The 14,082-nt window shown below is 44.1% G+C and carries 10 protein-coding genes; 6 read left to right on the top strand and 4 right to left on the bottom strand.

Annotation, left to right across the window (positions count from 1 at the left end):
• Nucleotides 1-14: 14 nt before the first annotated feature.
• On the top strand, nt 15-1,370 hold the full coding sequence (locus JYB87_RS00590) for an ammonia-forming cytochrome c nitrite reductase subunit c552 (RefSeq protein ID WP_407695823.1): 1,356 nt from the start codon (nt 15-17) through the stop codon (nt 1,368-1,370).
• Nucleotides 1,371-1,472: 102 nt separating this feature from the next.
• Here the strand turns inward: JYB87_RS00590 and norR (JYB87_RS00585) are convergent, their stop codons facing one another.
• Nucleotides 1,473-3,011 carry a nitric oxide reductase transcriptional regulator NorR gene (gene norR, locus JYB87_RS00585; RefSeq protein WP_207354994.1) on the bottom strand — a complete coding sequence of 513 codons (1,539 nt, stop codon included), beginning with the start codon at nt 3,009-3,011 and terminating at the stop codon, nt 1,473-1,475.
• A 224-nt stretch (nt 3,012-3,235) separates the two neighbouring features.
• Between norR (JYB87_RS00585) and hmpA the strand changes: the two genes are divergently transcribed.
• Nucleotides 3,236-4,420: an NO-inducible flavohemoprotein gene (hmpA, locus tag JYB87_RS00580; RefSeq protein ID WP_207354993.1), complete on the top strand. Its 1,185-nt coding sequence runs from the start codon at nt 3,236-3,238 to the stop codon at nt 4,418-4,420.
• A gap of 574 nt (nt 4,421-4,994) precedes the next feature.
• Here hmpA and norR (JYB87_RS00575) read toward each other — a convergent pair.
• Nucleotides 4,995-6,548, bottom strand: coding sequence for a nitric oxide reductase transcriptional regulator NorR (gene norR / locus JYB87_RS00575; RefSeq protein ID WP_037444839.1), 1,554 nt, complete (start codon nt 6,546-6,548; stop codon nt 4,995-4,997).
• A gap of 189 nt (nt 6,549-6,737) precedes the next feature.
• Between norR (JYB87_RS00575) and norV the strand changes: the two genes are divergently transcribed.
• The 4 genes from norV to JYB87_RS00555 all read left to right on the top strand — a co-directional run bounded on the left by norV (nt 6,738) and on the right by JYB87_RS00555 (nt 10,379).
• Nucleotides 6,738-8,195, top strand: coding sequence for an anaerobic nitric oxide reductase flavorubredoxin (norV, locus tag JYB87_RS00570; RefSeq protein WP_207354992.1), 1,458 nt, complete (start codon nt 6,738-6,740; stop codon nt 8,193-8,195).
• Nucleotides 8,195-9,337: an NADH:flavorubredoxin reductase NorW gene (norW, locus tag JYB87_RS00565; protein ID WP_207354991.1), complete on the top strand. Its 1,143-nt coding sequence runs from the start codon at nt 8,195-8,197 to the stop codon at nt 9,335-9,337. Before norV ends, norW begins: the two co-directional genes overlap by 1 nt.
• A 56-nt stretch (nt 9,338-9,393) precedes the next feature.
• Nucleotides 9,394-9,951 (top strand): class I SAM-dependent methyltransferase, encoded by a 558-nt coding sequence (locus tag JYB87_RS00560; protein ID WP_207354990.1) that lies wholly within the window; start codon nt 9,394-9,396, stop codon nt 9,949-9,951.
• 92 nt (nt 9,952-10,043) lie between these two features.
• Entirely contained in the window at nt 10,044-10,379 is a 336-nt protein-coding gene (locus JYB87_RS00555) for a DUF1971 domain-containing protein (RefSeq protein ID WP_037444828.1), read from the top strand.
• A gap of 818 nt (nt 10,380-11,197) precedes the next feature.
• On the opposite strand, the gene JYB87_RS00550 is transcribed toward JYB87_RS00555, so the two are convergent.
• Both JYB87_RS00550 and JYB87_RS00545 read right to left on the bottom strand, forming a co-directional pair.
• Nucleotides 11,198-11,956, bottom strand: coding sequence for a hypothetical protein (locus JYB87_RS00550; protein ID WP_207354989.1), 759 nt, complete (start codon nt 11,954-11,956; stop codon nt 11,198-11,200).
• A 194-nt stretch (nt 11,957-12,150) separates the two neighbouring features.
• Nucleotides 12,151-14,073, bottom strand: coding sequence for a hypothetical protein (locus JYB87_RS00545; RefSeq protein ID WP_207354988.1), 1,923 nt, complete (start codon nt 14,071-14,073; stop codon nt 12,151-12,153).
• Nucleotides 14,074-14,082: the final 9 nt, after the last annotated feature.

The following is a 14,082-nucleotide window of genomic DNA, read 5'->3' as shown; positions in this document are numbered from 1 at the left end:
CATCTATGAAAATAATGTCGCCTCTGAACCTAAAACTGTGGTTATTCATTTTGCTTGGTGCCTCCGGCAATGCTGTTGCAACCGATGGAACAACTGATATAGCTAAATCCTACCCAAAGCAGTACAAAACGTGGGAAGCGACGCAGGAGCAATCAGAGCGAGAAGATGTACTAGCAAACAACCCGCGAAATGTCATTCTTTGGGCAGGGTCTTCGTACGCAAAGGAATACCACACACCTCGTGGCCATCAGTTTGCTGTAGCCGATGTGAGTCATACGCTCCGCACCGGCGTTGCGCCAAAGGCGGTAGAGAAAGGGCTATCTGCGAGTTGCTGGACATGTAAAACTCCGGATGCACCACGCCTGATAGGCGAACTTGGCTTTGAAGGTTATGCAGCGAAAAACTTTACCGATTTAGGCACTGAAATAAAAAATGTGGTGTATTGCAGTGACTGTCATGAATCTGGCTCAGAAAAGCTAACGTTGCCACGACCTCACGCCCGTGACGCAATGGCCAAAATCCATCAACCCTTTGAACAGCAAAGTGCCACGGTTCAAGGTGCTCAAGTCTGCGGGCAATGCCACGTTACTTATTATTTTCGCCCAGAAAAGAGCAATGTTGTTAACATCCCTTGGATCTTTGGTAATACCGCTGATGACATAGAAAAATATTACGACACTCGTCGATTCTATGAGTGGATCCATCCGATTTCAAAAACGCCAATGCTTAAAGCTCGTCACCCAGAGTATGAACACTGGAATCGCAGTAAACATGCGGAACTTGGTGTAACCTGCGTCACCTGTCACATGCCTGAAGCAATCGATGAAAATGGTAAAGTGTTTACTAACCATAAAGTTGATAAAGCTCTGCCCTACTTTAAGAGCAGTTGCAAAGGCTGCCATAGCAGCCAAGAAAAAATGGCGCAACGCCTAACGGACTTGAAACACGAGATAAATGCTAAGGCAAAAGACGTAGAAGAACTACTGGTTAAGGCGCACTATGAGGCCAAAGCCGCATGGGGCGCCGGCGCGACTTGGGAACAGATGAATGACGCCATAATGGACATTCGTCACAGCCAATGGCGCTGGGATTTTGCCATGTCATCACACGGAATTTACGCTCATAACCCAGAGGAAGGTAAACAGTTGCTCAATAAAGCTATCGAACAGGCAAAGAGCGCACGTAGCTCTTTATCAAAAATATTGAGGCAACTCAAAGTCGAGCATGTCTATTATCCCGACATCAGTAGCAAAGCCAAAGCCCAACAAGCCGTGGGGATAGATGAAGCAGAATTAGTCCGTGAGAAAAAGGCGTTCATTGAGGAAGAAATCAATAAGCATTGGGATCCGGTTACCCAGCGCGGTTACTAACTAACGGCATGATATTCCCCATCCTGATATTTAGGGATGGGGAATAAGCTAGATTTTCTTCATGCCTCTGCAGCTTTTTAACACTGATTATGTTTAAAAATGTCATTTCAGCCCAAGCCGCCTCGCGAGTTTATGTAAATTGCTAGGATCAAGCTTTAATAAACGGGCAGCTTCCGCCCAATTATCTTGCGTTGTTGCCAAAGTCTGTTGGATAAGCTGACGTTGGAAATCTTCGATACTGTCCTTTAATGAACGTCCTGAGAGCACTGACGGTTCAAGCGACGTGCTATCGAGAGCTTGACTAAAATCACGAGGATACGTAAGCAATTCTTGATCCAAATGACGCGGTTCTATGGTGACAATTTCGGTCTTATTGGCACCTTGACTTACTGTGCGCAAAGCTGCTCGGCTGATAACATGTTCTAGCTCACGTACATTCCCTGGCCATGGATAGCGCTGCAACAACTGCTCCGTCGCAGGTGCCAAACGTAAACTGCGAAAACTGAAGCGACTACGATTCAATTCCACAAAATAACCTGCTAACAACAGGATATCATCACCGCGTTCTCTTAGTGGCGGTATGACCACCGGATACACGGAAAGGCGATGGTATAAATCGGCGCGAAAATCTCCTCGTTTGACCATCTCTGCCAAGTCCCGGTTCGTGGCGGCAACAATACGCACATCTACTTTTATTGGTTTATCTGCGCCTAAGCGCTGGATTTCACCGTTTTGTAGTGTTCTCAATAGCTTGGCTTGAACGGTCAACGGCAGCTCACCTATTTCATCAAGAAACAACGTGCCACCATCGGCAGATTCCACGCGACCAGCACGTTCTGATGCGGCCCCAGAAAATGCACCTTTGACATGGCCGAACAACTCACTTTCAACCAATGTTTCCGGCAGAGCAGCACAATTGACGTGGATCATTGGAGCAACTTTACGCTGGGAACGCTGATGTAAGCGCCAGGCAAATAGCTCTTTACCAACGCCCGTTTCCCCTTGGAGTAATACAGGTAGATCTGAAGTCGCCACAACATCTAGCTCTTTCAATAAGTTTTGTACCTGTGGATGCTGCCCAATCAGCTCTTGACTAGCGGAAATGCTACCATTGTCCTGTTTCAGTTGCTCATCAAACTGTCGTAATGCCCGCATTTCACTTTCAAGTCGATTAACTCTTAGGATGGTTTCACAATACACCGCAAGTTGCGGTATGAACGCTATCTGCTCGGCGCTAAAATGGCCTTTATACAGGGAGTCAAGCGTTAACACCCCCCAACATTTACCATCGGGCCATAAACTAATGCCCATACAGTCATGTACCGGCAGCGGCACTCCTTGCTGTGTAGCTAACAATCCATCATAGGGATCTGGTAGAGCACTGTCGGGAGCAAAATGTACTAGTTTGCGTTGCGATAAAATAGCCGACAACCGTGGATGATGAGCCACTGCAAAACGGCGTCCACTGGTTGTAGTCACTAAACCTGCGAGAGCCACAGGTTTCAGAATGTCGCCATCAAGTTGTAGCAGTCCGACTGCGTTACAGTCTAACAACTGTTGAACCTGATCAACGAAACGCTGTAAACGAACCGGCGGTGACAACTCGAGCTTTAAGTCACGAAAATCTAATGGGAATAACATGGTTCATTTTACCCTAATGGTAAATTATACCCATAATTATAGGGTGAAATTCACCATATAAAAATATTCATTTCTATATATTTCAACTAATTAACACTTGGCACGTCGTTTGATATAGACCAAGCAGAACAGTGAACGCCTCAGTATGAATTAACCCGTAATGACGTCACTGCTTTGGCATCACATCTCGGTGATTGCATTTTCATTTTCAGGAGTTGAAGTTTATGAATGAACAGCAAAAAGCTTTGGTTCGCGCGACTATACCAGTATTACAAAGCAGCGGTGTCGCCTTAACTAGCCATTTCTATCAGCGGATGCTAAGCCATAATCCCGAACTAAAACACATCTTCAATCAGGGGCATCAGGGCGCCGGTCGTCAACAACAAGCACTGGCAGGTGCCGTACTTGCCTACGCTCAACATATCGATGATCCCTCAGTATTACTCCCTGTGGTCGAACGTATTGCCCATAAACATGTGAGCTTAGGTATTCGCGCCGAGCACTATGCGATTGTTGGCAAACATTTATTGACCAGTATTCAAGAAGTCCTCGGCGACGCGGCCTCCGCCGAATTGATTGATGCTTGGGCGGCAGCCTATGGCGAATTAGCACAATTGTTTATTGGGTTGGAAAATACGCTTTATCAGCAAAGTGTTGATAACACTGGAGGTTGGAGTGGCTGGAAACCCTTCCGTATCGTGCGCAAACAGCCTGAAAGTGAAGAAATAACATCTTTCTATCTGCAACCTATTGATGGAGGCCGTCTGCCGAACTATCAACCCGGCCAGTATATTAGCGTCCGAGTATATGTTGAAGAGTTAGGGATTTTCCAACCTCGCCAATACAGCTTGTCAGACATTGCCGGTGGTAGTGCACTGCGTATTTCAGTTAAACGCCAAGGTGCCGGAGAAACCTCACCCGAAGGCAAAGTTTCCAATCTGCTGCACAGCCAATATGATGTGGGGCAGATTGTTGAGTTATCTGCGCCAGCAGGCGAATTCGTCCTACAACAATCTTCCGAACGTCCAGTAGTATTGCTCAGCGGAGGTGTCGGTATTACACCAATGATTGCTATTAGTCGTACGTTGGCACAACAAGGTAAGCGTGATATCCATTTCGTACATTCAGCGCGTAACCGTCATGTACATGCGTTTAGAGACGTCAGCGATTCATTGGCCGAAAACGGGGCAAAAGTACATTACTTCTATGATCAAACTGACGCACAGGATCAACATGCCCGCCCCGCACCATTTGCGTTAACCGATGTCCTACCTGAAGCACCACATGATGCAGAGTATTACCTGTGCGGCCCTGCTGCGTTTATGCGTCATTATCTTTCAGAGTTAAAAGCCCACGGTGTACCAGAAACGCAAATTTTCGCGGAAGCTTTTGGTTCTGGCGGCGTATAAACCATTTAGCTAAAGGGAGCATGAGCAGTCCCTTTTTAACATTATAAAGCAGCTCAAACATAACAAGACGCTTAACTAAATTAGTTGGGCGTCTTTTTGTATTCGAGTCGAACAGGCTTGCCACGGCTTCTCATCAGGTGACAGTGGGATTTACTGAAGTAATGATGCGTTGCGGCATTTTTGTAGCACAACAAAATCTGCATGTTATTAAGACATCTCTTGATTGCATGAATATTTGAGAAATCTCAGGCCTTACCAAATGGAGTTAGGGACATAAATGCCATCGCTATAACGGCGTTGGTAGATAGCATAGGCTTGGTGCTGCCAATAGATTTCCATTACGAAGGTTTTCGTTCCAAATACTCTGTCCATGAGCATCGTCCTTTGATATTCCGACGTTCCAAGAACTAGCGAGTCGTCTAAGGGCCAACAGCCAGCTAGATCAAGGAGAGCAGAAAGAACACTGGTTGAATGTATTAAACTTAGCTGTGGAAAATTCCAATTACGTCACGAGGAACTTGAATGATACGAAATTGTAGACCAATTCCATTAGTGTCAAATGGTTACAAAATCGTTATTTTAAGTTGAGACGTTTCATTAACCGGTGCAAATTACCCGGATTGACTTTCAACTGCTCTGCAGTAGCACTTAGCTTCTTATCATTCTCCAGATAAGCACTCTGCACAAGCTGTGTCTGAAATAGATCAATGGCCTCTTTTAATCCTAGGTGCAGATACTCAGTTGTATTAGTTACCCACCCACCGTCAACTGGCAGGGAGTCAATAACGTGCTGGTTTGTCATCTCAATAGAAAAGTTAAAATGGTGCGGAAGCAGAATTATCTGCTCAGATTGGGTATTAGACTTTGCAATCACTGACGCTCTGTTTATCGCATGTTCCAGTTCACGGACATTACCGGGCCAGCTGTAATTCTGAATAACGGTCAGGGTTGCCGCATCTAGGCTGATATTGGCGACACCTAACTTATGTGCGCATCGCTCCGCGAAGAAGCCAGCAAGCAATACAACGTCTTTATCACGTTCTCGCAAGGGAGGCACAAAAACAGGAAAGACACCCAGTCGATGGTACAGATCTGCTCTGAAATTACCTTGCTTCACCTCTTCATGCATTACCCGGTTAGTGGCAGCAATAATTCGGACATTTACCTTGATATTCCGGTCATCGCCGACTCGCTGTATATCACCATACTGAAGAGCGCGGAGTAGTTTGGCCTGCAGTGAAAGAGATAGTTCACCAACTTCGTCCAGAAAAAGGGTGCCATTATCTGCCAGTTCAAATTTACCCTTACGGTTACTAATGGCTCCAGTAAAAGCCCCCTTTACATGCCCAAACAACTCACTTTCGGCCACAGATTCCGGGAGCGCCGCGCAGTTCAGGTATACCAAGGCATTGTCCGAGCGACGGGATTGGCTATGAAGCGCATTTGCTACCAGTTCCTTACCTACGCCCGTTTCCCCCATGATCAGTACCGAGAGATCAGTATCTGCCACTGCATCAATTTGAGATTTAAGCTCCAGCATTGGTGAAGACTGGCCAATAATCTCTTCAGGGTAATTTAGTTTTCTTGACCGCTTTGGGGATGCAGCTCCAACCCCAGCAGTCCGTTCCAATTGCTCCATCAATAAGGCCGTATTCAGGCTGCTGGCAGCCAAGGCACTCACAATCCGAAGATCATCATTGTTAAAATAATCAAATTGAGCCGGATCAAAAGCGTCGATGGTAACAGCACCAATTAAACGATCGTCCAGCATTAGCGGCAGACCGATACAGGAGTGAACCTTGAGCTCCTCCTCATGATTGGGTATCAAGCCGTCATAGGGATCGGGCAGATCACTATCGGGGGGAAAACGCACAATATCTCCAGCCCTAGCTATGGCCTCAAGGCGGGGATGCTTCTCAATATCAAACCTGCGCCCAAGTACATCCTCACTTAGTCCATTAATCGCCAAAGGTACAAACTGCTGATTGCGGAATAGTAACAAGGCTGAAGCATCACATTTCAGAGTATGGCGGATAGTAGAAAGTAGTCGGTCAAACCTGTCCTGATCAGAAATACCGGAAGTTATGTCCAGCGCAACCTGTACCCACGCGTTACCAAGCTGTTCCATGACTATATCCTCAACTTTAAAAATTATCTAAACGACAATATTATTATCATATTGATAATCACAACAAAATATCAAAATGACAAAAAAAATAAGCTGATAAAGTTATCTTGATGATATGAAAGGGATAATTTTTTGGCACGCTTCATGCCCTTATAAGACAAACCTTCACAACTGATTTAGGGTAAAAAAATGACGATTCATGTAAAAAACAATATTCACTGGGTTGGACAACGTGACTGGGAAGTTCAGGATTTCCATGGTACAGAATATAAAATGACAAAAGGAACCAGCTACAACAGTTACCTGATCCGTGAAGAGAAAACCGTACTGATCGATACGGTTGATCACCGTTTTAGCTACCAGTTCCTACAGAACCTAGAGATGGAGATAGATCTGAATGATATCGACTTTATCGTGGTAAACCATGCAGAGGAAGATCACTCCGGTGCTCTATCTGCACTGATGGAAAAAATACCGGGAACTCCCATCTATTGTACTGAAGCAGCAATCGACTCTATTGTCGGACATCACCACCATCCAGAGTGGAACTTCAAAACCGTCAAAACTGGCGACAGTGTTGATATCGGTAACGGAAAACAACTTATCTTCATTGAAGCCCCAATGTTGCACTGGCCTGACAGTATGATGACCTATATGACAGACGATGCGGTCCTATTCAGTAATGATGCTTTCGGCCAGCATTACTGCGATGAGCACCTGTTTAACGATGAGGTAGATCAAAACGAATTGATGGATCAGTGCCTTCGTTACTACTCCAATATCCTGACGCCATTCAGCAACCTAGTGACAGCGAAAATCAAAGAAGTTCTAAGCCTTAATGTACCTGTGGATATGATCGCCACCTCCCACGGTATCGTGTGGCGTGATAACCCGACTCAAATTGTTCATCAGTACCTTGAATGGGCAGACAACTATCAGGAAGAGCGGATCACCATTTTCTACGACTCAATGTCTAACAACACCCGCATGATGGCCGATGCAATTGCTCAGGGAATTCATGATATTGACCCGCAAGTGGCGGTAAAAGTATTTAACGTATCTAAACACGATAAAAACGAAATTCTGGCAAATGTGTTCCGCTCCAAAGGAATATTCGTTGGCTCATCCACCATGAACAATGTAATGATGCCCAAAATTGCCGGTATGCTGGAAGAGATCACAGGCCTGCGCTTCAAAAACAAGAAAGCTGCTGCATTCGGCAGTTATGGCTGGAACGGAGGTGCCGTTGACCGCATTCATGCCCGCTTGACCGATGCAGGATTTGAAACAGCCTTAAGCCTGAAAACCAAATGGCGCCCAGATGGAAAAGCAATGCGTGAATGTCGTGAACACGGCCGTCAGCTTGCGAAGCAGTGGGCACTGAATAACGAAACACTGATAGAGACAAAACCTGCACCAAGTGAATTGGCAGAACCTTCTGACAGTAAGGTACACCCAACAAATTGCCAGTGCATGATTTGTACTGTGTGTAATTGGATTTACGACCCTGCAATTGGCGAACCCAATCAGGGCGTTGAACCTGGTACACAGTGGGACAACGTACCAGACTATTTCCTTTGTCCAGAGTGCAATCTGGGTAAGGAAGTCTTTGCTAAACATGCGAACAATGGCCAGGAGGCAGCCTGATGTATCCTCCTCTGATTATTATTGGGAGCGGCTTTGCCGCTTACCAACTGATAAAAACACTTCGTCGTAAAAATAGCGATATGCCTATCCAGTTATTTACCGCTGATAACGGGGACGAGTACAACAAACCGGATCTGAGCCACGTGTTTACCCGCCTGCAAAGGGCTAGTGACCTTATCACTATGACGGGAAAAGCATTTGCTACCCAGCAAAAAATTGAGATCTTTGCCAATACCAGAGTAGATAAGATTGATACCGACAATCACACCATTACCGCTAATGGCATCTGTTATCACTACTCCAGGCTTGTTTTAGCAACCGGCGCCAAAACCTTTGTTCCTATATTGACTGGTGATGCGACTGCAGAAGTTATTACGCTCAATAGCCTAGAAGAATATCGTGTTTCTGAACAACGTGTTACACAGGCACAACGAATCTTAATCATGGGCGGCGGTCTTATTGGTACTGAACTGGCGATGGATCTTTGTTCCGCAGGTAAGAAAGTTCAGATACTGGATCCGAGCCCCCATCTTATGGCCAGCATGATACCTGACTTTGTCGCTACAGCCCTTGAACAGCAGTTACGGAACGATGGGGTCCAGATTGACTGTCTGGACCATGTCATCAGTGTTGAATATGACCAAAGCTGTCTAGTTGCCACGACCAGAAACGGCTTACGCTACAAAACTGACTGCATAATCTCTGCCGCAGGACTGGTACCCAACACAGAACTTGCAAAAAAAGCCGGGTTAGCGGTGCAACGAGGCATTGTTGTTGATAAGACACTGCGAACTTCGGTTGACAATATCTACGCCCTTGGGGATTGCGCCGAAATTAACGGCAAGGTGATGGCATGTATGCAACCTATCGTACTCAGTGCAAATGTGCTGGCCAGTCAGTTACTTTCCAGTACAGGAGAGCTAAGCCTTCCAGCCATGATGACTAAAGTGAAAACTCCTCGCTATCCGATCCAGTCTGGTGGTAACTGTGACTCCGCAGCGAGTTGGCAGGTGCATATCAACGAGCACGGCATCCTGGCCAGAGCCTACAATCATAGCCAGCACCTGACCGGTTTCGTCGTTACTAAAGACAATATAAGCCAAGCTTTCCCGCTGCTACGAGAGCTTCAGGCTGCTAACTAAGCGAATTGATTATTGTCGTCTGGTTAAATCAATCCATACATAGTGAGTAGATAAGCATGATGAATATCAGCTTCTCAGAGCCCGAAAGGCTAAAAGCAATTTTTGATAGCGAGAACCGAGAAGAGTGGCAAAAAACCAGCCATATCATTCGCAGCCTTGCGCTGAAAGAAAATGAAATTATTGCCGACATAGGCGCCGGCACCGGTTATTTTTCCGAAATTTTCTCGCATACAATCAAGGAAGGGAAAATCTATTCAATAGATTGTGAGCCCAATATGGTGGCCTATATGCGAAATAGATTTTCTAGTGAAGCGTTCAACAATATAAAGGTCATCTTGTCGCAACCGGACGACCCATCCATTCCCCCTAGGGTCGATACCGTGTTTATCGCTAATACCTACCGTTTTATCCAGGACCGCGATGCGTTTCTGAATAAGATGCGATCACAGACGAGTCGGAAGACCAAGTTTGTCATCGTCGATTTTAGAGGCAGTAACGCACGCGTATCACCACAACTAGCGATTGATGAAGTTCAAAGAGCTGGATTTGAAGTGGTGGATTTTGATGTGGCGGGATGTCCAGAACACTATATTTTAACCTTCACGTTAAATTAGTAGCCGATTCCTACTTTTGCTATGCCTGCTTGTTAGACAGCGATTAAGTGTTTATTCAACCGCGAAGCGGATATTTATAGAGAAGAAAGATTATGAGTCACCAACGAATTCCAAAAAACTGGACCATTCAACGCTCAACACCATTTTTTACTAATGATAATGTACCCACAGCACTGCTTTCTCACCATAACACAGCAGCAGGTGTTTTTGGCCAACTCTGCGTGATGGAAGGTGTTGTAACCTACTACGGGTTTGCTGATGAAAACGCAACTGAGCCTGAAATTAAGATCGTTATTCCTGCAGGTAGTTTCGCTACTAGTCCGCCACAATACTGGCATTGTATTGAACTAAGCGATAACGCTCAGTTTAATATCAACTTCTGGTCTGATTCAGATAAAAAAGACCAACGGATGTACAACACCAAATAATAGTCGTAAAGCGGGCCAATCTCTCATTACCCTGCGCGTCAGTGATAGACTCAGATGGGTAGCAGTTGCCGCACCCAAATACCTCAGCCACGCTCCAGAAATCGATGAGTCAGAGGATCTGAAGCAGCATAACTGCATCCAGCTACGTACCGGCTTTGGTGTTATATACCAGTGGAACTTTGAAAAATGGCAATAAGATGCGCCATCGATGTACCAGGTCAGTTATGCGTAAATGAAACGGCTATAGGTATGATATGGCGCTTGCTGGCAGAGGTATTAGGTACTTTTGGAAGAACGCATTGGACCTTTTTTGGAGAGTAGCACTCTACAAGTTGTATTGCCCGATTGGACACCAGTAGAAGAGCCGTTTTATCTCTATTATCCGGGCTGTAGACAAATACCGCCTAGCTGGAAAGAGTTGATTGATATCTTAAGAGCTCACGCTAAAACGTGGGAAAGATGAACACTTGTCAACTAAACCGCCATTACAAAAATTAGGGCTAGTTTCGCCCCATGCTTAGTTCCGTCTTGAAGGTGCGAAAAACGGAATGGGGCAAATACGTGTTACATCTTTTTGGGACAAAAGCGCCTTAGCGAAAACACGAATTTGGACATAAACGTTTTAGGGCTTTAGTCCTAATTGCTGAGTTTCAGATTAAAGTTTGTATGGGGTGAGGCTTTTCAACTTGGCTGTTACAGAGCAAGCAGTCCTGTTCCGGCCGTGCTGTTTATGACCAGAACTGATAATTCGCCATTTGATAAATATCCAATTAGGTAAGAATCGGTCTCTGTATCTGGCTTTGTTATGAAGCCCAGCTTCAGCTCCAAATGGATACAGAAGCTTGAATCAGGCCAACAACTACCAATGCTACGGTTAGCCACTTCATAGATTTTGCTTGAGATATGTTTTCACGATGCTTTTTCTGGTCTTCTTCGTACTGAGCAATAGTTACCAATGCTTTAGAACATAATTTGAATCCGTACTGAGTTTTCACTAAATCGCCACTTTCATGAAGTGAATGTAATAATAAGTCGTTATATCTTAATTGGCGTGACTTATCGGGGTGAAAAACCCATTTTTCTGTATAAAGTAAAGTGGAAAGTGAGACTGCGCTAATTTCATGCTGACCTTGATCAAGCTCTTTTTCCAGAATAACCTTTAGAACTTCTATTCGCTCTGACCTTACTAACTCTTTTTTGTTGAAAAGGAATTGACTTCCCTTGCCGATTAAAATTTTTGCTTTATCTACAGGGATTAATCCTTCCCAAAAATATTGAGCTATAGACCCGTATCGAAGATCGTAGCGCCCGTAAAAATGGGTAATATCTAACTCATAATCACCCATCAAGTAGAAGGGAATTGATATTCTTCCAAATTCCTTATTATCCAGCCAGTATTTTCCAGTTACCCCTTTAGGGCAAATTCCGTCACAAAGTAGCGTCCAACTATTATCCAGCGATCGAAAATAAACAACGTTACAATCTATCGATAATGCCTCTTCTCCGCTCCTTGGTATGCGGTCTGGTGCAGGCTTATTTAGCAATGACTTTAGTAAATGTCTACTTATGAAGTTCAATAGTTCCACCTAATCAGAAAATCACAACGCTTATTAAGCGATTTGTATGCATTAATGAATGTTATAGCAATTAAACCATTAGCGACGATTTAGAACACATCTTCTTTTGTGACTTCCATGTGTACTCCTAAAATTCGAACTGGGTATGTCAAAGTTAGCGCAAAATCACGCAGCTGGAACGGAATGGGGCTTTCTCAGGTTTTACCTGAGTAAAATGCCGCAAATCTGACTTCAGGTAAGGGATCAACTTGAGCCTCACTTATAACCCTTTCAAGTTCACTATGACTTGAAAAATCGTTTAAAGCTCTTGCCAGTTTCACTACTTCAGCTCGTAACAATGATACGTTTGCCAATTCGTTTAGAGTGCGCCTCTCAATGTTATAATTACTATTGTCAAATAGTGTTGGTATAACTTCTTTGAGCAAACTAACTTGATGGTCTAGTAAGTATTTGCTCTGCAATAGCTCATTAATACTCCATAAAACACTTACCGCGCTAGACTCCCTGTTTAATGTAATCATTGTAATCAGTGTTGCGATTAGATTTTCGTTTGATTTACATCTATATAGCTTTCGCCACTCCAAAATAGCAAAGGCTGCATTTGAGACACCTTCAGTATCTGAGCTATGAAGGAATTGTCTGAGGATTTTCTCCAAGTTGTCCTCTAGGGTAACATTAGTTTGTGCAAAGTAAGGCAAGGAGAGTAGCGCTTGCTTAAATTGAGTTTCTCTAACGAAAGAAATTACTTTATGATAATTTGACTCATTCAAGTCATCATTCCTTAACGCTGGAACAATGCAACGACTCAACGCTTCTGAAATATATTGTCCGATAAAGCTATCGTCATTAGTTTTGAAGAAGTCTAACTCATCAGCTCCTTCTACTTGGGAAGACCAACCTATAAGAACATCAAAGCACTTTAATGCTTCTTCGTGTGAAGGCGATATAGAAACATGTCTACAGTTGATTATGTCTAACAAACGAGTCGAATCAAAAAAGTCAGTAGCCTCCGTATCAAAGACATACTCTTTGAATTTAGTTCTTAGTGCATTGGGGTCATAGGAAGGCAACTCTAGTGTAACCCAATTAAGCAGCCCTGTTTTTGGTAAACTCTTGACGGCAGTATTGTGCCCCCAAATCTGGTTTCGTATCTTCTCTTTCTCGCTATCTTTTAGATAGTTGCACTGTAAAAGAGGTAACAATCTTTCTAGTCCAAAACGGGATATATCCGAGTTCGGCTGCACCTGATCAATTATTTGATCTATCCTATGGTCTAATTCAGAGCTATCGATTCTCTCCAGTTTCCCTCGTATCACAGGGTTTGGCCACTCAAAAGAGTTAGTTTGGTCTGAGAGTTCGAGCTCTGGTGATAAAGGGAATTTCAGAGCATCTAAAAGAAGTTCACCCTGCGCTGAGCTAGGAACGCTATTCAAAGAGTAATTTATCAAGTGCTTGAGTGAGTTCCTCAACCAAATATGTCTAAACACTCTCTCATGTCCCCAAGTCATTGCTAGGCGGAAAATTTGCTTTGCCTTGGCCGGTGACGCTCTCACAGATAGCCTTGCAAGGATCTCGACTAGAACTCTAGCTTTTGTTAACGCTGTTGCCTTACAGACTCTAGAATTGCTTGAGAGTTTTTCAGTCCAAAACGAAATTGCTTTGATACACCATTCAATTAGTTTCTCACAGTCATCATTTGAAATCCGAGCCAATTGAATTCTTGAAAAGGTCTTTTCAAGAAGACTATCTGTCTCGCTGTTTGCGGTAAGAACACTCAAATAAAGACGATGGTGAAAGTCTACTTCTTCTAGATGAAGTAACTTAGCAGCAACATCTAACATGATATTGACATGCTCCCAACGAACAGGAATACCAATTTCACTCGTAATTTCATCAAATATAACTAAAGGGTGGACTTCATTACTGAAGCTTCTATTTCTTGAGTTATCTTTATATTTGCCAGGCTCAAATAGTACCTCGATACCTGTGTGGCTTTCTTGAGTCTCAATCCTCTTTTGAACGCTGTTTCTAGAGCTTTCAATATGCTGCCAGATGTCGCATTTTCTTACCCTAGATACTTCACCAAAGATATTCGAACCGATAAATTGGTGATCCATGTAATAGCC

It is taken from the genome of Shewanella avicenniae (assembly GCF_017354945.1).
Classification (GTDB): domain Bacteria; phylum Pseudomonadota; class Gammaproteobacteria; order Enterobacterales; family Shewanellaceae; genus Shewanella; species Shewanella avicenniae.
This window is presented reverse-complemented; position numbering and strand designations above follow the sequence as displayed.

Coding starts and splice junctions, on each gene's coding strand:
- JYB87_RS00590 (WP_407695823.1), top strand. CDS start 15: ATGTCGCCTCTGAACCTAAAACTGTGGTTATTCATTTTGCTTGGTGCC.
- norR (WP_207354994.1), bottom strand. CDS start 3,011: ATGTTATTCCCATTAGATTTTCGTGACTTAAAGCTCGAGTTGTCACCG.
- hmpA (WP_207354993.1), top strand. CDS start 3,236: ATGAATGAACAGCAAAAAGCTTTGGTTCGCGCGACTATACCAGTATTA.
- norR (WP_037444839.1), bottom strand. CDS start 6,548: ATGGAACAGCTTGGTAACGCGTGGGTACAGGTTGCGCTGGACATAACT.
- norV (WP_207354992.1), top strand. CDS start 6,738: ATGACGATTCATGTAAAAAACAATATTCACTGGGTTGGACAACGTGAC.
- norW (WP_207354991.1), top strand. CDS start 8,195: ATGTATCCTCCTCTGATTATTATTGGGAGCGGCTTTGCCGCTTACCAA.
- JYB87_RS00560 (WP_207354990.1), top strand. CDS start 9,394: ATGATGAATATCAGCTTCTCAGAGCCCGAAAGGCTAAAAGCAATTTTT.
- JYB87_RS00555 (WP_037444828.1), top strand. CDS start 10,044: ATGAGTCACCAACGAATTCCAAAAAACTGGACCATTCAACGCTCAACA.
- JYB87_RS00545 (WP_207354988.1), bottom strand. CDS start 14,073: ATGGATCACCAATTTATCGGTTCGAATATCTTTGGTGAAGTATCTAGG.